15 protein-coding genes, 1 tRNA gene and 2 pseudogenes are annotated in these 21,099 nt (G+C 59.3%); 11 read left to right on the top strand and 7 right to left on the bottom strand.

Translation table 11 applies throughout. From position 1 onward, the window contains the following. The 3 genes and pseudogenes from exeL to exeN all read left to right on the top strand — a co-directional run. Window positions 1-581, top strand: a pseudogene (exeL, locus tag AACR14_RS15780) (GspL family type II secretion system protein ExeL); the annotation flags it as partial. Then, window positions 578-1,069 (top strand): GspM family type II secretion system protein ExeM, encoded by a 492-nt coding sequence (gene exeM / locus AACR14_RS15775; protein WP_005338305.1) that lies wholly within the window; start codon window positions 578-580, stop codon window positions 1,067-1,069. The pseudogene exeL and the gene exeM, both read left to right, overlap by 4 nt. Then, entirely contained in the window at window positions 1,066-1,833 is a 768-nt protein-coding gene (gene exeN, locus AACR14_RS15770) for a GspN family type II secretion system protein ExeN (protein ID WP_019446872.1), read from the top strand. The genes exeM and exeN overlap by 4 nt, the downstream gene beginning before the upstream one ends. A 138-nt stretch (window positions 1,834-1,971) precedes the next feature. Here exeN and AACR14_RS15765 read toward each other — a convergent pair. After that, window positions 1,972-2,059 (bottom strand) — tRNA-Ser (locus tag AACR14_RS15765). A 208-nt stretch (window positions 2,060-2,267) separates the two neighbouring features. Here AACR14_RS15765 and AACR14_RS15760 point away from each other — a divergent pair. The 3 genes from AACR14_RS15760 (at window position 2,268) to AACR14_RS15750 (ending at window position 5,714) form a co-directional block, all read left to right on the top strand. Continuing rightward, window positions 2,268-2,924, top strand: coding sequence for a Bax inhibitor-1/YccA family protein (locus AACR14_RS15760; RefSeq protein WP_005338308.1), 657 nt, complete (start codon window positions 2,268-2,270; stop codon window positions 2,922-2,924). Window positions 2,925-3,173: 249 nt separating this feature from the next. Then, window positions 3,174-5,339 (top strand): YccS family putative transporter, encoded by a 2,166-nt coding sequence (gene yccS / locus AACR14_RS15755; protein WP_019446870.1) that lies wholly within the window; start codon window positions 3,174-3,176, stop codon window positions 5,337-5,339. Between the two features lie 24 nt (window positions 5,340-5,363). Beyond that, the gene (locus AACR14_RS15750) at window positions 5,364-5,714 is read left to right on the top strand and encodes a TusE/DsrC/DsvC family sulfur relay protein (protein WP_019446869.1); all 351 of its coding nucleotides are present in this window, start codon (window positions 5,364-5,366) and stop codon (window positions 5,712-5,714) included. A 113-nt stretch (window positions 5,715-5,827) separates the two neighbouring features. Here AACR14_RS15750 and AACR14_RS15745 read toward each other — a convergent pair whose 3' ends face one another. Continuing rightward, window positions 5,828-6,742, bottom strand: a complete 915-nt coding sequence (locus AACR14_RS15745) for a Gfo/Idh/MocA family protein (RefSeq protein WP_019446868.1) — start codon at window positions 6,740-6,742, stop codon at window positions 5,828-5,830. A 128-nt stretch (window positions 6,743-6,870) separates the two neighbouring features. Beyond that, window positions 6,871-7,752 carry a LysR family transcriptional regulator gene (locus tag AACR14_RS15740; RefSeq protein WP_019446867.1) on the bottom strand — a complete coding sequence of 294 codons (882 nt, stop codon included), beginning with the start codon at window positions 7,750-7,752 and terminating at the stop codon, window positions 6,871-6,873. Window positions 7,753-7,857: 105 nt separating this feature from the next. Between AACR14_RS15740 and AACR14_RS15735 the strand changes: the two genes are divergently transcribed. Beyond that, window positions 7,858-8,466: a short chain dehydrogenase gene (locus AACR14_RS15735; protein WP_005347588.1), complete on the top strand. Its 609-nt coding sequence runs from the start codon at window positions 7,858-7,860 to the stop codon at window positions 8,464-8,466. 177 nt (window positions 8,467-8,643) lie between these two features. On the opposite strand, the gene AACR14_RS15730 is transcribed toward AACR14_RS15735, so the two are convergent. Continuing rightward, the gene (locus AACR14_RS15730) at window positions 8,644-9,825 is read right to left on the bottom strand and encodes a M28 family metallopeptidase (RefSeq protein ID WP_019446866.1); all 1,182 of its coding nucleotides are present in this window, start codon (window positions 9,823-9,825) and stop codon (window positions 8,644-8,646) included. A 1,139-nt stretch (window positions 9,826-10,964) separates the two neighbouring features. Between AACR14_RS15730 and AACR14_RS15725 the strand changes: the two genes are divergently transcribed. Together AACR14_RS15725 and AACR14_RS15720 are read left to right on the top strand one after the other, a co-directional pair. Continuing rightward, window positions 10,965-11,549, top strand: a complete 585-nt coding sequence (locus AACR14_RS15725) for an ADP-ribosyltransferase (RefSeq protein WP_019446864.1) — start codon at window positions 10,965-10,967, stop codon at window positions 11,547-11,549. Continuing rightward, on the top strand, window positions 11,539-12,156 hold the full coding sequence (locus tag AACR14_RS15720) for a hypothetical protein (RefSeq protein ID WP_156808842.1): 618 nt from the start codon (window positions 11,539-11,541) through the stop codon (window positions 12,154-12,156). The genes AACR14_RS15725 and AACR14_RS15720 overlap by 11 nt, the downstream gene beginning before the upstream one ends. A gap of 117 nt (window positions 12,157-12,273) precedes the next feature. On the opposite strand, the gene AACR14_RS15715 is transcribed toward AACR14_RS15720, so the two are convergent. The 3 genes from AACR14_RS15715 to AACR14_RS15705 form a co-directional block, all read right to left on the bottom strand. Then, on the bottom strand, window positions 12,274-14,688 hold the full coding sequence (locus AACR14_RS15715) for a YgiQ family radical SAM protein (protein ID WP_019446863.1): 2,415 nt from the start codon (window positions 14,686-14,688) through the stop codon (window positions 12,274-12,276). A 210-nt stretch (window positions 14,689-14,898) separates the two neighbouring features. After that, the gene (locus AACR14_RS15710) at window positions 14,899-18,015 is read right to left on the bottom strand and encodes an efflux RND transporter permease subunit (protein ID WP_019446862.1); all 3,117 of its coding nucleotides are present in this window, start codon (window positions 18,013-18,015) and stop codon (window positions 14,899-14,901) included. Next, on the bottom strand, window positions 18,015-19,064 hold the full coding sequence (locus AACR14_RS15705) for an efflux RND transporter periplasmic adaptor subunit (RefSeq protein ID WP_019446861.1): 1,050 nt from the start codon (window positions 19,062-19,064) through the stop codon (window positions 18,015-18,017). The genes AACR14_RS15710 and AACR14_RS15705 overlap by 1 nt, the downstream gene beginning before the upstream one ends. A gap of 197 nt (window positions 19,065-19,261) precedes the next feature. Between AACR14_RS15705 and AACR14_RS15700 the strand changes: the two genes are divergently transcribed. Together AACR14_RS15700 and AACR14_RS15695 are read left to right on the top strand one after the other, a co-directional pair. Beyond that, window positions 19,262-20,800, top strand: coding sequence for a sensor domain-containing diguanylate cyclase (locus AACR14_RS15700; RefSeq protein WP_019446860.1), 1,539 nt, complete (start codon window positions 19,262-19,264; stop codon window positions 20,798-20,800). A 46-nt stretch (window positions 20,801-20,846) separates the two neighbouring features. Beyond that, window positions 20,847-21,099: pseudogene (locus AACR14_RS15695) on the top strand (patatin-like phospholipase family protein); the annotation flags it as partial.

The following is a 21,099-nucleotide window of genomic DNA, read 5'->3' as shown; positions in this document are numbered from 1 at the left end:
GGCAGGCGGCGGAGCCCGAGCTGCCCATGCTGCTGCTGGCCAAAGGGGCACTCACCTGCCGGGCCAACCTGCTGACCGGCCCCTACCGGCCGCAGACCGAATATGCCCGCTATTGGTTGCAGTGGCGCAAGGTAGCCATCACTGCGGGTCTGTTGCTGCTGGTGGCCCTCGGCCAGCGCGGCGTGCAGCTCTATCAGCTCACCGAGCAGGACAAGGCGCTGAAAGCGGAGATCCGTGCCGTCTATACCCGCATCTTCCCGGGTGAGAGCCGCATCGTGAACGTGCGCAGCCAAATGAACCAGCATCTGCAACAGATGGGACAAGCCCCGCAAAACGGCGTGCTGCTGATGCTCACCGAGCTGGCCCCCACCTTTGCCGAAGTCCCCGGTCTGAAACCGCAGGTGATGCGCTTTGATGCCAGTCGCCGCGAGCTGCGGCTGCAGGTGACCGCCCCCGGCTTCGCCGAGATCGAGCGGTTCCGCGAGCTGGCCGGCAAGCAATTCGAGGTACAGCAAGGCGAGGTGCGCAGCACCGAGGGCAAGGTAGAGGGCGCACTGGTGCTCAAGGGTAAATCATCATGATGGAAAAATTGCAGAGCTGGTGGCACGGCATCACCGCACGGGAACAGCGGCTGGTGGTCGCAGGCGGCGTTCTGCTGCTGGTCGGTCTCTTCTACTGGAGCGTCTGGCAGCCCATCGCCAACCGCATCGCAGAGCGGGAGCGGCAGGTGCAGAACCAGCAGCAGACTCTCGCCTGGCTCAAGGAGAAGGGTGAAGAGGTGCTGGCCATGCAAGGGGGCTCGGGTCGCCAGATCGATACCAGCGGCACCCTGGAAGGGGTGGTCAACCGCACCGCCTTCAACCACAAGATCAAGATTGCCCGGCTGCAACCCCAGGCGCAGGAGCTGCAAGTGTGGATCGACACGGTCCAGTTCGATGACTTGCTGCTCTGGCTCTCCACGCTGGTGGAGCAGCACGGCATTCAGGTTCAAATCATCGAGATCGCCCGCGAGGATCTGGCCCCGGGTCTGGTCAAGGTCAGACGTTTGCAGTTGAGTCGTCCACAATGAAAAAACGCATCCTGATTGCCAGCCTGTTTCTGGCCGCCTATCTGCTCTTCCTGCTGGCTACCCTGCCCGCGGCACTGGTGGCTCGCCATCTGCCGCTGCCTGCCAATGTTGCCAACCTGCTGAAACTGGAAGGGGTGAGCGGCACGCTCTGGAGTGGCCAGATTGCCCGACTGCAATATGCCAGCGAATCGGTGAACCAGCTGCGCTGGGATCTCAACGGCTGGTCGCTGCTGCGCTTCGCCCCCGAAGTGGCCATTCGCTTTGGCGATCGCACCGGCCTCAATGGTCAGGGCGTTGTCGGCTGGAATGGCGCCGCCTTCGGCCGCGATCTGACCCTCAACGCCCCCGCCCCCTGGTTGCTGAGCCGGGTGCCGATGCGCCTGCCGATCCCGATCACCGTCACCGGCCAGCTGCAACTCAAGGTGGAGCAATTTGCCCAGGGCAACCCCTGGTGTGACAACCTCTACGGCAACCTCGACTGGTACAACGCCAGTGCCGATACCCCGGCGGGCAAGCTGGATCTGGCCGACCCCGAGCTGAAGCTCACCTGCCTCGACTCCAGACTGGTGGCTGAACTCAAGCAGAGCTCCGATGCGGTGCAGACCATCGGTCGCCTCGAGCTGCAACCCAATGGCCAATACCTGTTCCAGGGCACCCTGAAACCAGGCCCCGAACTACCACCGCAGATGCAGCAAGGGCTCCCCTTCCTCGGCCAGCCCGACAGTCAGGGCCGCTTCCCCCTGCGCTATCAGGGGCGGATCTAAGCCATCATTCAAGGTGAAAATGGCTCAGGGACAACCCGAGCCATCTTTATCGTCCATGTGACGTGTCCGTTGAAATGCCAAATACGGCAGATACGAAAAAGCCCAAGCGGGTGACCGCTTGGGCTTTCTCTTTGAATATGGCGGAGGAGGTGGGATTTGAACCCACGGATGGTCGCCCATCGCCGGTTTTCAAGACCGGTGCATTCAGCCGCTCTGCCACCCCTCCGAACGGCGTGCATACTACGCTAAGCCCTTGTTCATATGCAATACATATTTCCTGTGGGATAGTGTGCGGGAGCAAAATGGCAGGTGGCTTGAAATTGTTCCTCGTCATCCCTATTTGTTCTACATACAATGCGTAAACATGCAGTAACAAACAGCGATCACGAGGCGGCTGCTCGCCGTCTCACCCGGACATCAAGAGGACACCCAAGATGGATACCCGTTCTATCTACACTGGCACCCAAAGTGCCGTACGCGATACCAACAAGGTGCTGCGTAACACCTATATGCTGCTCTCCCTCACTCTGGGCTTCTCTGCCGTGGTGGCGGGGGTCGCTACCGTGATGAACATGCCGCCGCTGCACTGGGCCGTGTTCCTGATCGGTGTCTACGGTCTGATGTTCCTGACCGAGAAGAATCGCAACAACGGTATGGGGCTGGTCTTCACCTTCGCCCTGACCGGTCTGCTGGGCTATAGCCTGGGCCCCATCATCAACATGTACATGAACAATGGTGGTGGCGAGATCGTGATGACCGCCCTTGGCGGCACCGCGCTCACCTTCTTCGGTCTGTCGGCCTATGCCCTGACTACCAAGCGTGACCTCTCTTTCATCGGCGGCATGCTGTTCGTCGGTTTCTGGGTACTGCTGGTGGCCATGATTGCCAACATCTTCCTGCAGATGAGCGCCCTGAGCCTGGCTCTGTCCGCCATGTTCATGCTCTTCTCCTCCGGTGCCATCCTGCTGACTACCCAGCAGATCGTGCGCGGCGGCGAGACCAACTACATCTCTGCCACCGTCACCCTGTATGTCTCCATCTACAACATCTTCCTGAGCTTGCTGAGCCTGCTTGGCGGCAACCGCAACTAATCAGAAACCCCGCTTCGGCGGGGTTTTTATTGGCTCCTCTTTCTGTCAGGATAAGTTGTAAATCAAGGATATGAAGCGAAGTGGCCCTGATTTGGATCAGGGCCACTTCGCGCTTGGCGGGTTACTATCTCGCTCTCGTTTCGATCAAGGGTTTCACCTGTCTCATGCCGATGGATCTCTCTGGCCTGCTGCGCCGACTGCTGATTGATAGTCACATCGATTTTGCTTCGCTCAAGGGTGGTGCCTAGCATGCCCATGGAATTCTCCGGTTTGTTACGCCGACTGCTGACCGATAGTCACATCTACTTCGCTCTCAAGGTGTTGCTGGCCATTCTCGGTCTGCTCGCCTTCACCCTGGCTACCGGCAATATCCAGCTCACCGTGCTGCTCTCCCTCGGGGTAGTGGCAGGTGCAATCGCCGAAACCGACGACAGCCTGTGGGGACGGCTCAAGAACCTCGCCATGACGCTGATCTGCTTCATATTTGCGTCCCTGTGTGTGCAGTATCTCTACCCCACCCCCTGGCTGTTTGCCATCGGGCTGGCCAGCTCCACCTTTATCTTCGTGATGGTGGGGGCGCTCGGCGCCCGCTACGCAACCATCAGCTTCGGCTCGCTGCTGATCGCCATCTACACCATGCTGGGAGCCGCCAAGGCGCCGGATCTCTTCTACCAGCCGCTGGCGCTCGGCGCTGGCGCCCTCTGGTACGGGCTGGTCTCGTTTATCTGGCTCTGGCTGCTGCCCTACAAGACCCTGCACGAGCAGCTGGCCCAAAGCTACTTCGCCCTTGGTCGCTACCTGCTGGAAAAATCCCGCTTCTTCCCGGCGGACGAGCACGGCGCCCAGGCCATTCGCCACAATCTGGCCCAGCTCAACATCAATCTGGTGAGCGCGCTGACCCTCACCAAGTCGGCCCTCAACGCCCGCCTGAGCCGCCGCCATCCGGCGAGCCCCGAGCTGGCCAGCCTGCTGCGCCTCTACCTGCTGGCGCTGGAAATCCACGAGCGCGCCACCTCCAGCCACTATCCCTACAGCCGACTGGAAGCCGAGCTCAAGCAGGGCATAGTGCTGGAAGGATTTCAGGAGGTGTTCCTGCAGCTCTCCGAGGCGTGCCAGCGGCTGGGTTACGCCATTCTGGTGCACAAGCCCTACGCCCATAACAAGCGCATCCACTGGACGCTGGAGGCCCTTGGCGATCAGCTGGAGTTCACCAATCTCAAGCAGCACTACCCGAAAACCCTGCTGACGCCGATGAAGTTCCTGCGCCGCAATCTGGCCAGCATCAACCAGCTGCTGGGCAGCGCCGAAGTGTTGCAAAACCCCGAGCAACCGGAGCAGGAGCTGCCCGCGCTGGCGCGCCCGCCCCGCCTGCCGCTGCTGGCCCAGCTCAAGCAGCACCTCACCTTGCACTCCATGGTGTTTCGCCATGCGCTGCGTTTGTCACTCGGGCTGGTGATCGGCTACGGCATACTGCAAGCCTTTGATCTGGAAAAGGGCTACTGGATTTTGCTGACCGTGCTGTTTGTCTGCCAGCCCAGCTACAGCGCCACCCGCCGCCGACTGGTGCAGCGGATGCTCGGCACCTTCGCTGGTATTCTGGTGGGTATTCCGGTGCTCTGGCTCTTCCCCGATCTGCACGTCCAGCTGGTGGTGATGGGGCTGGCCGCTTTCCTGTTTTTCACCCAGGTGCGCAACAACTACAGCGCCGCGGTCTGCTTTATCACCCTCTACGTGCTGATGGCGTTCAACCTGCTCGATGGCATCGGCTTTGCGATCCTCGGGCCACGGCTACTCGATACCCTGCTCGGCTGCCTGATCTCCTACGGGCTGGTGGCCTGGCTCTGGCCGGACTGGCAGTACAAACGGCTACCAACGCTTATCGCCAATTCGCTGTCTGCAAACGCCCGCTACCTCTCGGCGGTGCTGGCGAGCCTCAAGCAGCAGCGGGACGAATCCATCGACTATCGGGTGGCACGCAAGAGCGCCCATCTGGCGGACAGCGAGCTGGCCACCGCTTGGCAGAGCATGCTGGTGGAGCCGCAAAAGCGCCGCCGCTTCCTCGATCTCTGCTTTACCCTCACCTGGCGCAACCACGCCCTGCTCTCCTACATCTCGGCGCTGGGGGCCCATCGCGACAAGCTGGAGGCCATCAGCGGGCTGGATGAGGTGCGCCACCACATCTGCCACACCCTAGAGCAGGCCGCCGGTCATCTGGCGGGCAACCCCTCCAGCTCCATCGGTGGTCAGAGCCCCCTTCTTTGCACGGACAGCAGTGCAGACAGCAGCGAGGAGCAGCTGATGCTGACCCAGCAGCTCAACCTGATCAGCGAGCTGGCGGATCAGCTGCTGCATCTGGCCAACGAGAGCCGGTTGCTCACCGGGGATCAAGGCGATACCATGCCCGCCCAATCCTGATAGCCCCATTAGCGAGGAGCCCTCATGTCTGCGTCCGAAAAACATCAGCTGGAATTCAACGGCCAACTCATCGAGACCGATGCCAAGGGCTACCTGCTCAACAGCAATGACTGGAGCGAGGAGCTGGCGCTGGTACTGGCCGCGCAGGAGGGTATCACGCTTGAGGAGCCGCACTGGGAAGTGGTGCGCTTTGTGCGCGCCTTCTATCTGGAGTTCAACACCTCCCCCGCCATCCGCGCGCTGGTCAAGGCGATGGAAAAGCAGTACGGTCCCGAGAAGGGCAACAGCCGCTACCTCTACAAGCTGTTCCCGGAAGGGCCAGCCAAGCAGGCGACCAAGATTGGCGGCCTGCCCAAGCCGGTGAAGTGCATCTGATCCCATGCATCTCATCCCATAACAACGGGGGGCCGCAACTGCGGCCCCCCGTTGTGTTTGGTGCGCTATCTTCGCGCACCTCGTATTCATATCTCTGAGACTTCCAGCCAGCCTTATTCCCGCTTGTCAGCCAGCGCCACCAGCTGCTCAGCCAGCCGGTGGCCGTGCAGGTAGGAGGTAATCAGCTCGCTATCCGCCTTGCCGATTTCAATCTGCTGATACCAGTGCGCCAGCATGGCGGCAAAGCCGCGCTGGGCCAGCACCGGCTGCCAGTCGTTGGGGCTAAGCATCTGCGCCTGCTTGTCGCGGGCGATGCTGCCGCGGGTGCAGTTCTCAAGGTGCAGGGAGAGATTGTCGCCGTAGACATCGATGCGCTCCTCGGTGATCCCAGCGCTGCGGTTCATGCTGCCGCTGATGGCGCGATCGCCGCTCTGCCAACTGACGCTTACCCCGGCCAACAAGCTGTTATCCTGCGCATCGGGGCGCAATACCGCATGAAAGTCGCCGCCCGGCACGCCGCCATAGAAGCAGAGGCTGTCGAGCACATGGATAAAGTCGTCGAACATAAAATCCCGCACCTTGCCGGGCAGGGCGAAGCGGTGTTTCTGCCAGTTCAGCTCGGTGAGCGGCTGGGCGCGCGCCTCGGCCATGGCGGGCAGATAGCGGCGGTTAAAGCCGGTAAAGAGGGGGCAATCTTGCGCGATGGCGAGGTTGGCCAGCGCTTCTGCCTCGGCCAGATTGTCGCACAGGGGCTTGTCGACAAAGGTGGGGATCCCTGCGCGCAAGCACTGCTCGGCCAGCTCGCGGTGAACGGCGGTCGCGGCGTGGATCATCACGGCGTCGGGACGGCTGGCCAGCAGGGCCGCCACATCGGTAAAGCACTCGGCGACCCGATACTGGCGGGCCAGCTTCTCCAGCACAGATGGATTGCGGGTGCAGAGCAGCGGGGTGATCCGCTCGTCGCTCGCCAGCAGCGGCAGATAGGCTTTCTGGGCGATATCCCCCAGACCAATCATGGCAATGCGCATCTCAACTCCTTTTCACTCGATAACGGGACAAGCGGATAACTGCCCGCACCATCGCAGGATTTGTCCCGCAGATCCAGCCTGCCGTTAGCGCACTGGCTGGCATGTGCAGCTCTCGGCAAACGGCGATGTTATCTAGGCATGGCAAGATCGCAAACCGACTTGATCACCTCGGCCAGCCACTCGATGGCGAGATTGCCCTGACTTTTGCGATGTCTGCCGACCACCACTTCGAACTGCTGCGGCGCCCCGGCCAGCTCCAGCACGCGAAAATCGCCGAGGGCGGCGATGGCCGACGGAATGCAGGCCGCAACATCATTGACCGACATAAAGGCTTGCAGCGAGGTGTAACAGGGGAGCGTCGCCACCGCCGCGCTGGCGACCTGCTGCGGGCTCATCTGCCCTTCGAAATTGCCGACGCTGTTGGCAAACTGCACAAAGGGGATGGCCGCCATATCCTGCGGGGCGTTGTCCGGAAGATATCGGGAGTCGCGGCGCAGCACGCAGCAGTAGTGATCCCGGCGCAGGGTGGCACGCAGCAACCCCGGGTCGAGATAGGCATCAAAACCAATCACCAGATCGACCTCGCCGCTGGCCAGCGCCTCCAGATGCGCTTCGGCCTGAAAGTCCACCACATCGAGCCGGATGGAGGGCGCCTGAGTGCGCAGGGCGCTCGCCAGCCTTGGGATAATGGCAAGCTGGGCATATTCGTTGGCCATCACCCTGAAGGTGCGCTGGCTGCTGGCGGGATCGAAGGGGGCAGCCACAAAGACCCCGTCAATATCGGCCAGGATCAGCTCGAACTTGTCGGCCAGCTCGCAGGCGTAGTCGGTCGGCTGCAATCCGGCGCTCTGGCGGATAAAGAGCTCGGCGGGAAAGAGATCTCGCAGCTTTTTCAGATGGCTGCTCACCCCCTGTTGGGAGATCTCCAGCAGCTCGGCCACCCGCGACACGCTCTTGTATCTCACCAGCAGCACCAGCACCCGCATCTGCCTGATATCGATCTTCTCCACCCTAACCTCACCAATTTCAGTTGTATCACATACAAATCACCCATGATTTACATTGTATCAGTGGCTCTCTAACCTTGCAGCTCTTCCAGCAAAGCGAGGTTAACGATGAAAACTGTCATTCTGATTGGTGCTCAGGGGAAAATGGGGCAAGCCGCCCTCAGTGGTCTGGGCAAGCACAAAGTCATTACCGCCAGCCGCTCCGGCGAGGGGTGTGATTTTCAGGTGGATATCACCAGCAGAGAGTCTATCGAGCGGCTCTACCAAAACGTGGGCTCCTTCGATGCGGTGGTCAATACCGCAGGATTTTGCGAATACGCCCCCTTTGGCGAGATGAGCGACGAGCAGTGGCAAACCACCATCCAGAGCAAGCTGATGGGGCAGATAAATCTGGTCAATATCGGCCTCAACTACATCAATCAGGGGGGCTCCTTCACCCTGATCTCCGGCATCCTCAATATCAAGCCGATCCCGCTGGCCATTGCCGATGCCACCACCAGCGGCGCCATCGATACCTTTGTCCAGTGCGTGGCCCACGAGCTGCCCCGCGGCATCCGCATCAATGTGGTCAACCCGACCGTACTGGAAGAGGCGTGGGACGTATATGGCGAGATGATGCCAGGCTTCCAGCCGGTGCCGGGCGCCCTGGTCGGCAAGGCGTTTGAGCGCTCCGTCGATGGCTTTATTAGCGGTCAGGTGCTCTATGTCGATGCCTGATACGGTTCAGGTGTGAACCCAATGCCTTTGTAATGCCTTGTCGATGTTTTTCCTCTTCCCCGAAAGCGCCCTGCTCTCGGGGCTTTTTGTATGACGGGGGACAAAGCCGCACAGAAGATAGAAAAAAGGAAGGAAGCCGAGACTTCCTTCCTTTTGGCTTGCACAGCGGCCTGTGACTCAGTTGATCTTGCCCATTTCAACGGCAAAGCTGGTCGCCAGCTGGGCAAACTTGAGAGCGTGGCCAGCCGAGGGATCCGAGTTTTGCAACGTATCCTGCGCCGTGTGGATCCTGGGGTTGTATTCGCTGAAGCGTGACTCGAACGGCATGGCGGCGGGGTAGCCCTGATTGTGCCAGGAGGCGTGATCCGAGCAACCATAGCCACAGCTGTCATAGCCATAGCTGACTTGCGGCAGGTAGGCATCGATCAGCTGGGTGAGGTAGCCGGTCAACCCCTTGTCGGTGTAGTCGGTCATAAAGACGATATCGTTCGCCGAGCCCTTGTAGTTGGTCATGTCCAGCTGGAGCGCGGCCAATACCCTGGTGTTGGCCGCCTTGTAGCGACTGGCGATATCCTTGGAGCCCCGCAAGCCCACCTCCTCTGCCGCATAGCCGATAAATTGCAGGGTACGCTCCGGCTGGCGGCCCTGTTCCGCGATGACCCGCAGCACCTCGGTCAGGGTAGCGATGCCGGAGGCGTCATCATCGGCGCCGGGGGCCAGCGTCTTGCTGTTGGGGGCCGAGCCTGCAGTGGAATCGAGATGGCCGCCGAGCACCACCACCTCGTCCGGATAGCGGCTTCCCTTGAGGGTCAGCACCACGGATTGTTGCGGGTAGCCGCTATGTTTGACCCGGCTGACGCTGGCCCATGGCAGGGCGCTACCGAGGCTCTGCCACTGGCTGGCTACCCAGTCGGCGGATTGCGTGCCGGTGGGGGTGGTGTAGTAGCGGTTGCGCCAGCCGGATAGCTTGCTGATGGTGCTGGCGATATTGCCTTGATCCAGATGGGGCAGCAGCCGGTTGACACTGGCCCCTTGGGTCAACGGTGGTGCGCTGAACAGGTTTTGGCTGAGGGGCTGGGCCATGCTCTGCAGCGCATCGGCCAGGGTCGTGTGCACCACATAGCCGCCGCAGCGCTGGTGCCCCTCGTGCATCAGGTGCGAGAGGGAGCCAAGCTCGCTTGCCTCAATCTGGGCCAGCTGGATAGGCGCCCCGCTGGCACTGAACAGGGGGGAGAGCTTGGCATTGACCTGCTTGAGTTCAACCCCGCTATCGGCCCCAATCGTGATCCACACGGGCGCACCCGCCTGAACAGCAAGGGGAATCAGGGGGAGCAAAAGGGCTGCAGTCATCGCTTTCATGTCGGATCCTTCCGGTTATGGTTAACAGTAAACAGGCTTGATGGGCCCCATAAGAGGACCAAGCTAGTCTAGTCACCCATTGCCGTTAAATCGACCACTCCCTTCACCAAATGGCACCACCTGATGTAAAGCGCGCCAGCCGGGGGTTTTATCTCTACCGGACCTCCTGCTTTTCCCTCCCCGCCCCTGCTACCCTGCCCGCACCGCCCCTTGATTGTTCCAACTGCGCAACAGCAGATCGTTTATGCGTTGCACCAGTAAAACAATCTGAGGGAATCCAGCCCCCGACCATAGCCGCAAGATGGCCAGCAACCAGCGTCCGATATCTGTCCGGTTGGCGGCAAGGCCGCAGAGCAAGAAGAGTTTGATAGAGGTCAAAAAACGAGACATTTCTGACAGTTACATCACTTTAAGGCTCGCCTCGGCAGTTTCGTTTGGCTTACCATGGCCATTCAGAACCTGTTGAGCTGCGATGGGTTGCTGCCAGCGCAGGTCAAGGGTGCATTTTGGAAGCTGTAATCCACGGGCGGTAGCGTGGGATTCGTAGGCGTTATGCCCTGCTCAGAAAGGTGGGTGTCCCAGATTGTCCTCTATAACGCCGCCTTCCGGTTCCATTTGCTGGTCAAACTCAAAAAACGATTGATTCTTGATAGTTAATTCACTGAAAAGCTCGCCACTGCGGTTTCGTTTGGGCTATCATGGCCATCCGGAACCTGTTGAACTGCGATGGGTTGCTGCCAGCGCGGGTCAAGGGAGCATATTGGAAGCTGTAATCCACGGGCGGTAGCGTGGAATCGGTGGTGATACACCTCGTCCAGAAAGGCGGGTATCCCGGATTTACGGACAGAAAATACAGCATTTAGAGAATACATCTTAGGTGCAGTAGCGCGTGGCTCAGTGGCGTTACACCTTGCTAATAAACGTATGTCCTATATTTTTAAATTCACCGATAACCACATTAGATGCTGCAATTCATGGATATTTGCGTGAGTTTTATGATGACTACCACCTTGTATTGAAAGTTACATACACCAAACTCTATTGCTTGAAAAATAATTGCCATAAAAAGCATGCTTCACTTAAAAATAAAATCTCACCTTTTAAAAATCTCATCAAACAAATATTGAGTAATAATAAATATGCATGATGTATTGGGTAGTTTTGATTTCGATCAGATTATGGATGCTCTATCAGGAAAAACAATTAACCTTAACAAACAACAAAAAGAATATGCAGCTGCTATTTACCATTATACCGAGGATGGTTATGACGATGTCAATTCTTATCTTCGCGGAATAAACTCTGGTGATACAAAAATAAATAAAACCATTGACTATATAGACTTAGCGTTAAAATGGCTTGGTGATTATGACACACAAAAACCTGTTGTGAGGTACAGTAACTTAGCTGAGTCAGATATTGAAAAGATAAAAAAACAAAAAACTGCAATACACATACCTTCATATACTAGTACATCAGCAAACCCTAACTTCACTTCTTACAGTCAACGAGATTTCAAATTTATAATATATAGAAAAAAAGGTAGCTTTATAGGGGATTTCTCTGCTTATCCATATGAAGAAGAGGTCTTAATCCCAAGGGATGCATTATTTAAAGTTTTGAAGTTTGATGAATCGGAAAATATAGTTTATCTTAAACAAATTGATGTGGATGATTTACGTCTCGCTGTAAACAACAACAACGAGGTTACAAATGAAATCTGACCAAGAAATTTTAAGCATACTTGAAGAATGGAATAAATCGACATCTGAGTTTTTAACAAAAAGATTGTCAGATGAAACTCAAACCAGACACGATTCTGAATGGAAAGAAATATTCGTTTTCACACTTGATGATCATGAAAGTGTTGAGTCAATTTTAAAAAAACATAAAGAAACTAAAGAGCATAATATAAATGACTATGAAAAATATGATTACCTTTACTTGGCGTGCAATCAACCTCTAAAAATAGATAATAAGACTAATATTAATGAGAGTTTATCAGAATTTTATGCTAATTTAATACCTCTCTATAAAAATCATGTTCGCTCAGCATCACAGTCAATGTTTTTTGATAATGTTATTGTTCATTTTCGTCCTAAAGTACCACTATGTTTAGCTTATCCTCTTTATTTTAAAGCTACCATTGATACAATTGAGTCGTTCCCGAAAAATGTAATCCTCACCCCATTAAAATCTAATCTTTTAGGGATTAGTGAAGAAATTGTGGGAACATATATTGCTGACTATTCAACTACTGTTGACTATACAGCAACAAATATAGATTCATCATATTCAGAAGATATTAATAATATTATATCTCCACAATAAAAAGAATGCTTAAGTAAAACAGCAAAAATAACATATAATATTTACAATTAGAGTGTATTTTAAAAGGCGACCATCCGGTCGCCTTTTTAATTTCTGTCGCTTTCCAATCAGGAAATATTACCGCGCCGGTCGCTTGGCACCATTACCTTTGGCCGCAGGCTTGCCGCCCTGCTGAGTGGCAGGTTTGGCGGAGCCGGCACGGGTCGGGGCCTTGCCCTTATGGGCGGGTTTGCCAGTTGGTTTGCCCTTACCAGCACTCTTACCAGCATTCTGGCCTGCGCCTTGTCCGGCGGGCTTCCCGTTCCCCAACTTGAGCTCGGAACCCAGCGGCTTGCCATTGCCCTTGCCGCTCTTGTTGGCGCTGCCGTTGGCGTGCTGGCCGTTGCTCTGGCCCGCAGTCTTGTTGCCAGCACCGTTGCCGCGCTGATGGGCAATGTTACTGTGGCGAGTCAGGGCCGGTTTCAGCCCCTTGCCGCTGGCGGCGCGCTCGTTGCGCCGCTCATTCCTACCCTCTGCAGGCACCAGACAGCCGGGGCCGTTGCCAATCAGGTGGCCCTTGCCCATGGCGAGCAGGGCTTCGCGGATCATTGGCCAGCCTGCGGGATCGTGGTAGCGCAGCAGCGCCTTGTGCAGGCGGCGACGGCGCTCGCCCTTGGCGACAAACACATCGCCACCGGTGCGGCTCACCTTGTTTAACGGGTTTTTCTCCGTGTAATACATGGTGGTGGCGTTGGCGAGCGGCGACGGGTAGAAATTCTGCACCTGATCGAGCTTGAAGCGGTTCTCTTTGACCCAGAGCGCCAGATTGATCATGTCTTCATCGGTGGTGCCCGGGTGGGCGGAGATAAAGTAGGGGATCAGGTACTGCTGCTTGCCCGCCTCTTTGGAGTATTTGTCGAACAGCTCCTTGAACTGGTAGTAGCTGCCCATGCCCGGCTTCATCATCTTGGAGAGCGGCCCCTCCTCGGTGTGTTCCGGCGCGATCTTGAGGTAGCCGCCGACGTGGTACTTGGCCAGCTCCTTGATATAGCGGGGATCTTCGACCGCGATGTCGTAACGCACGCCGGAGGCGATGAGGATCTTCTTGATCCCCTTGAGGTCGCGCGCCTTGCGATAGAGGTTGATGGTCGGGCTGTGGTCGGTGTCCATGTGCGGGCAGATGGTGGGCCAGACACAGGAGGCGCGACGGCAGGTCTGCTCGGCCTTGGGGCTCTTGCAGCGCAGCTTGTACATGTTGGCGGTAGGGCCGCCGAGATCCGAGATGACGCCGGTAAAGCCCGGCACCTTGTCGCGGATATCTTCGATTTCTTTGAGGATCGACTCTTCCGAGCGGCTCTGGATGATGCGCCCTTCGTGCTCGGTGATAGAGCAGAAGGAGCAGCCGCCAAAGCAGCCGCGCATGATGTTGACCGAGGTCTTGATCATCTCGAAGGCGGGGATCTTCTCGTTGCCATAGGCCGGGTGCGGCACTCGCTGGTAGGGCAGGCCGAAGACGCCGTCCATCTCCTCGGTTTCGAGCGGGAAGGCGGGCGGGTTGACCCAGACGATGCGATCGCCGTGAGCCTGCGCCAGCGCGCGGGCACAGCCGGGGTTGGTCTCGTGGTGCAGAATGCGCGAGGCGTGGGCGTAGAGCACCTTGTCCTCTTTCACCCGCTCGAACGCCGGCAGCTTCACATAGGTTTTTTCCCACGGCTTGGGTTTGGGCGGCTGCACCAGCACAGGCTGAGCTTCCTGCGCGGCAGGAGCCGCTTCGGTGGCGTCGTCCGAGCAGGGTGCCCCTTCCATATAGGGATTGGGGATGGGATCGATGCGGCCAATCTGGTCGAGCTTGCTCGAATCCACCCCTTTCCAGCCCGGCAGCGGCTCCTTGCGGATGACGGCGGTGCCGCGAATATCCTGCATGGTGTCGATGGTCTCCCCCGCTGCGATGCGGTGAGCCACTTCCACCAGCGGCCGCTCGGCGTTGCCGTAAATCAGGATATCGGCCTTGGCATCGAGCAGGATGGAGCGGCGGATGGTCTCGGACCAGTAGTCGTAGTGGGCGATGCGGCGTAAGGAAGCCTCGATGCCGCCGATAACGACGGGGACCTCCTTGAAGGCCTCCTTGCAGCGCTGGGTATAGACCAGAGTGGCGCGATCAGGCCGCTTGCCGCCCACATCCCCCGGGGTGTAGGCGTCGTCGTGACGCAGCTTTTTGTCGGAGGTGTAGCGGTTGATCATGGAGTCCATGTTGCCCGCGGTCACCCCGAAGAAGAGGTTCGGTTTGCCCAGACGCATAAAGTCATCTTTGGATGACCAGTCCGGCTGGGCGATGATGCCGACCCGAAAACCCTGCGCCTCAAGCATGCGGCCGATGACCGCCATGCCGAAGCTCGGGTGATCCACGTAGGCATCCCCCGTCACCAGAATGACGTCGCAGCTGTCCCAACCGAGCTTGTCCATCTCTTTGCGGGACATGGGCAGGAAGGGCGCCGTGCCGTAGCACTCGGCCCAATAGCGGGGATAGGAGAAAAGGTTGGGTACCGGCTGCATTTTGAACACCTGGAAAAATTCGGGTCGCGCATTATACCGGTTGCAGCCAAGGGGGGCGATGGCTTTTTGTCCCTATAGATCCCGCGGAATAGGCCGCCGCCCGCAATAGCAAGGGCGCCCGCAGGCGCCCTTGTGATGATGAGGCTGATAACTGGCCCCGCTTGAGCGCGCAGGTCAGGGTTCAGGCCAGGATTCAGGCCAAGGCGCTGATCAGGGCGCCGGAGGGTGCGACTCCCCTGCCCCTTTGGCTGCCAGCGCTTCGTCTACCTGCTGATCCCGCGCCCCTGTCATGCCAGCGTGACGGGCGATCAGATGGTAGATGGCGGGCACTACCAGTAAGGTAACCAAGGTCGCAAGCGACAGCCCGAAGAAGACCACTGTCCCCACCGCCATCCGGCTCTCGTAGCCCGCCCCCATAGAGAGCATCAGCGGCACCGCACCGATAATGGCGGTGAGCGAAGTCATCAGGATGGGGCGCAGACGACGCACCGAACCTTTGATTATCGCCTCCTCGAACCCTTCACCGCGCTGGCGCAGCTGGTTGATGAACTCGACGATGAGGATGCCGTTCTTGGTCACCATGCCGATCAGCATGATCATGCCGATCTGGCTGTAAATGCTCATCTCCTGCCCCGTCAGCCAGAGGCCGAGCAGACCGCCGAAGATGCCGAGCGGCACCGTCACCATCACCACCGCCGGGGTCAGGGTGCTCTCGAACTGGGCCACCAGCACCAGATAGACCACCAGCAGGGCGAGGCCAAAGACCAGCACCATCTCCCCCTGATTGTCGCGGTAATCCTTGGAATCACCGGCGTAATCCACCGTCATGCCGGTGGGCAGGTTGGCGTTGGCCCAGCCATCGAGGAAATCGAGGGCCTCACCCAGGGTGTGGTCGGGATGCACATCAGCGGTCAGGGTGATCGCCTTTTGCCGCTGGTAGTGGTTGAGGCGATTGGCGGTCGCCACCTGCTTGACGGTGGCCAGGGTTGAGAGACTGACCATCTCGCCATTAGCGGCTTTTAGATAGATGCGACCGAGATCCGAGATGCCGTTGAACTCGGTCTGGTTGCCGCGCAGGTAGACGTCATACTCCTCGCCCCTGTCCACATAGGTGGTCTTGCTCGCCCCGCCCAGCAAGGTCTGCAAGCTGTTGGCCACGGTGGAGACCGGAATGCCGAGCTGGCTGGCACTGTCGCGATTGATGGTCACCTGCAGCTCGGGAGTCTTCTCGGCGTAGTCGAGATCCGGGCTCAGCATCAGGCCGCTGCCCTGCGCCGCCTGTTGCAGCGCCAACCCTTGCTGGTAGAGCTCGGCATAGTCGTTACCCTGCAGCACGAACTGCACCGGCGCGGTGGAGCCGCCGCGGAAACCGGGCTGGAAGGTGCGGATCATCACGTCGGGAATGCCGGAGAGCTTGGCACCCAGCGAGCGGGAGAACTCGGTGGCGGTGACGTCGCGCTCGGCCCAGTCGGTGAGCTGGATGATCACCATACCGGTCTGATCGCCGCCACGGCCAAAAGCGGGAGTACTGAAGCTCAGCGCCTGCACTACCCCTTTGCCCAGCATCGGCATGATGGCGGACTCCACCTGCTGCATGTTGCGCTTCATCCGCTCGATGCTGGTCCCCTCCGCCCCCTTGACGAAGACATAGATGACGCCGCGATCCTCGGTCGGGGTGAGGCTGGTCGGCAGTTGGGTAAAGAGGGCGCCGATACCGCCCAGACAGAGCAGCAGCACCAGCGGCGTCCAGCGGGAGCGACGCAGCACCCATGCCAGCAGGTGGCGATAGTGCCCCTCCAGCCAGCCCAGCCCGCGATCGAGCCCGGCGGTGAGCCGGTTCGGTTTATCCAGCGGGCGCATCAACCAGGAGCCCATGGCCGGGGTGAGGGTCAGCGCCACCAGCGAGGAGCAGAGCACCGCCAAGGAGAGCAGGATGGCAAACTCGGTAAAGAGCCGCCCCACCATGCCATCCATAAAGGCGATGGGGACAAACACCATCACCAGCACGGCGGTGGTGGCGATGACCGCAAAGCCCACCTCGCGGGTGCCGTGCCAGGCGGCCAGCAGCGGCGGTTCACCCCGCTGCAGATGGTGGTGGATATTCTCCACCACCACGATGGCGTCATCCACCACCAGGCCGATGGCGAGGATCAGCGCCAGGAGGGTGATGAGGTTGATGGAAAAGCCGAAATACCAGGCGCCGATAAAGGCGGAGATGAGTGACACCGGCACCGTAATGGCCGGGATCAGCGTGGTGCGCCCCTGCCCTAGGAACAGATAGAGCACCGCCACCACCAGCACGGCGCAGATGGCCAGGGTCTCGTACACCTCGTCGATGGCCTGCTTGATAAAGATGGTGGAGTCGTAATCCACCTCCAGTTTGGCCCCCTCCGGCAGGAAGCGCTGCATCTCGCCGAGTTTCTTCTCGATCCCCTGCGCCACTGCCAGCGGGTTGGCGGTGGACTGGGCGACGATGCCGATACCCAGACTCTCTTTGCCGTTGCGCTGATAGGCGCTGTCTTCGTTCTTGGCTCCCACCTCCACGTCGGCGATATCGGCCAGATAGACGCTCTGGCCGTTGGCGGCGGTGGTGACTTGCAGCTGCTGGAAATCTTCCGCTGTGTGGTAGAGACGGGCGATCTGCACCGCCATGGTCATGGAGTTGTTGCGGATCTCGCCACCCGGCAGCTCGATATTCTCCCGCTTGAGGGCCTCTTCCACATCGCTCACCGTGATGCCACGGGCCGCCATATCCGCAGGGCGCAGCCGTACATACATCACCTGGGTGAGATCGCCGGAGAGCGCCACTTCGCTCACGCCGTCCACCAAGCTCAGGGGGTCGACCAGCACGCGGTTGGCGTAGTCGGTCATGGCGGTGCGATCCATCTGGCTGCTGCTGAAGTTGAGCCAGATCGCCACATCGCCGTTGCCGCTGTCCTTGGTCACCAGCGGCTCGTCCACATCATCGGGCAGCCGTGGCCGGGCGCGGGAGAGGGCATCGCGCACATCAGAGATCCCCTCCACCATGTTCCAGCCGAGCTTGAACTCGACGGTGATCATCGAGCGCCCCTTGCGGGTCATGGAGTTGATATTCTTGATGCCGCTGATGCCGGAGAGCTGATCCTCGATGGGCTTGGTGACCTGACTCTCCATCACCGAGGGAGCCGCCCCCTCATAGGTGGTGGTGATGGAGACCGACGGGATCTGCACATCCGGCATCTCCCGCACCGTCAACTTGCTGAAGGCGACCAGACCAAACACGGTCAGCAGGGCGCTGAGCACCACCGCCACCAGCGGGCGGCGAACTGAGATATCGGAGAGCCACATCAGCCGTTCACCTCGGCCAGATCGCGCACCTGCACCCCATCACGCAGATTGACCAGCCCCTCGACCACGATGCGATCGCCGACCTTGAGCCCCTCGGTGACCCAGACGGTCTCCCCTTCGGTCTCGCCGAGCACTACAGGCACCCGCTTGACTCGGCCATCGGCCTCAAGACGGTAAACAAAGCGCTGCTCACCGGCGTACTCCACCGACTGGGCGGGGATCAGGGTGAGCTGCTGGGCAGGCAGTGCCAGCTCCACATTGAGCAGCATGCCCGGGCGCAACTGACCGTTGCCATTGGGGAGCATCACCCGCGCCTTGATGTTCTGGGTATCGTTGGAGACGCGGCTATCGAGGGTGGTCAAAGTGCCGTTGAATTGCTGATCCGGCCAGGCAGTACTGGTGGCGGTGACCGCCATGCCCGGGCGCAGCAGGGAGAGGTAACGCTCCGGCACCGCCAGATCGAGGCGCAGTTTGTCCAGTTCATCGAGATGCAGCAGGGTATCGCCGCTGTTGACCAGCGCCCCTTCGCTCAAGTCAATCAGGCTCACGGTACCGGCAAAGGGCGCCTGCAGGGTACGCAGGGAGAGCTCGTAGCGGGCGGCATCGAGGCGTGCCTGCACCTGGGCCACGGTGGCCTCCTGCCCCTCCAGCTCGGATTGGGTCACGGCGCCACGGGCCACCAGCTTGCGCATATCACTCAGCTTGCGGTTCTCGTCGCGCAGACTGGCGCTCTGCTCGGCCAGCTCAGCCTGCTGTTTGCCCGCATCGAGCGCGATCAGGGTCTCTCCCTTCGCCACGCTCTGACCCGACTGCACCGCAATCTTGACGATGCGACCGGTCACTTCGGGGCTGATGATGACGGAGCGATTGGCTGCCAGCTTGCCCACCAGCTTGAGGGTCGGCTCGGCCAGACTCTGTTTGACGGTTTGAGTGCGGATATTGACCTGTCTGGTCGGTGCTTTGGCGGCGGGTTCGCTGTGACGCAGCGCCCAGACGCCGGCAACCACGATTAGAAGAAGGCCCAAGCCGAGCCAGATACGCATTTTCATCGAACAGTCCATGAAGAGTGAGAGGGTAAATCCAGATTGGGGCCATTTTAGCCCCAGACTATGCCGTGACTATGTATAAATGTGACAAAACGTAACAAGAGCGGGATAAGCTCACTCTGTTTCAGGTCGCGCCGTTTGTTTTCACGCCACATCGCATACACTAACGACAATTTCCTTCGCAACCCGACTGACTGCCTATGCCCAAAATGTCTGACCACCGCTTTCTCACACGCCTGACCTGGCTCCTGTTCGCCGTGGTCATCCTGCTGATTGGTCTGACCTTGCGGCAAAGCCTGAAACAGATAGAACGCCTCTACCAGAGCGATACCCTCAACAGCGCCATCTACCTGCGGGATCGGTTCAAACAGACCGAAGTGTTTCTGGAGGCGATGCGCGGGCAGGCCGAAGAGCGACTGCGCAGCGACCCCCAGTCGGTGCTCACCCGCCAGCTCTATCGCCATATCGAGGTACTGCCAGAGGGGCTGGCTCTCGACAAGCTCCCCGGGGATTTACCGGCCGGACTGGCGGGCAACCTCACCGGTTACGGCCCGCTGCCGCCCCCCGGCAGTGCGCGGGAGGCGCAACTTCATTTGGCCCTGAGCCTCTCTCCCTTGCTGGCTACTGCCAGCCAGCGCCTGGGCAGCGAGATCGCCTGGGCCTACTTCACTGGCGTGGACAACTTTATCTACCTCTATCCCTGGATCCCCTCCAGCCAGTTTCGTTTTGCCCGCAGCATCTATGACAAGCACTACTGGCAAGATGCGCTGATGTCACCCAACCCCAGCCGGGACACCATTCTCTCCCGCCCCTACGAAGATTTTGCCGGACTGGGCACCATGGTCACCATGTCCCAGCCTCTCTACAAGGACGGCTCGCTGGTAGGGATGATCAGCATGGACATCCTGCTTTCACGCTTGCAATCGCAGCTCAATCAACTGGCACCAGCGCTGGGTGAGTATCTGCTGCTCAATCAGTACCATCAGGTGCTGGCCAGCAGCGCACACCAGCCCGTGGTGCCGCAAGACCCCGAGCCGACCGACGAATACCAGTGGCAACAAGGGGCATTGCAGCTGACCATGGCAATCCCCGATACCCCGTTGCGACTGGTGCACAACGTCACCCTGCTGCCGCTGGTGTGGGCCATGCTCTGCCAGTCCACGCCGACCCTGCTCGCCATCCTCTTTATGCTGCTGGCCGCCCTCTCCAACCTGAGATCCCATCGCCTCAACCAGCGGCTCAATTACCTCTCATGCCACGATGCCCTCACCGGTGCCTTCAACCGCCACTATCTGGTGCTGCTGGAGCAGGCGGGCGATCTGGCCCGGTTGCAAGCGGGGATCCTGATGTTCGATGCGGCTCACTTCAAACGGGTCAATGACAACTTCGGCCATGCCGTCGGTGATATCGTGCTGATCCGGCTGGTGCAGATCTGCCAGCAGCAGCTTAGGCCCACAGATCGTCTGATCCGCTGGGGGGGCGAAGAGTTTCTGCTGCTGATTGGCCACGCTGATGCAACGCAGCTCGGCGAGCTGGCGGAGCGGCTGAGAAAGGCGGTGGCAGATCACGACTGGGCCGCCATCGAACCCGGGCTGGAAGTCACCATCAGCCTCGGCTATCTGCCCCACCAGGAGAACCTTCCCCTGCACGAAGCGGTGCGCCGTGCCGATGTGGCGCTCTATCAGGCCAAGGCCAACGGTCGCAACCGCAGCGAAAGATGGCAGGGTGACGCCTCCTGACTCTCGGAGTAAGCTGAGCCCTCAACCCCTTTTTTGGAGGACTGTCGTGCCACGTAAACCCCGCGTAGGGCTCGCTCTCGGGAGCGGCGCCGCCAGAGGATGGGCCCATATCGGCGTCATCCGCGCCCTTGAACGCCTCGGCATCAAACCGGATTTGATCGCTGGCTGCTCCATCGGCAGCTTTGTCGGTGCCGCCTATGCCGCCGGTGAACTGGATCGGCTGGAAACCTGGGTGCGCGGCTTTACCTGCAGGTGGTCAGCCTGCTCGACCCGGCCCTCTCCGGCGGGCTGTTTCGCGG

Origin of the sequence: Aeromonas sp. 159 (assembly GCF_963862045.1) — a bacterium.
GTDB lineage: Bacteria > Pseudomonadota > Gammaproteobacteria > Enterobacterales > Aeromonadaceae > Aeromonas > Aeromonas veronii.
This window is presented reverse-complemented; position numbering and strand designations above follow the sequence as displayed.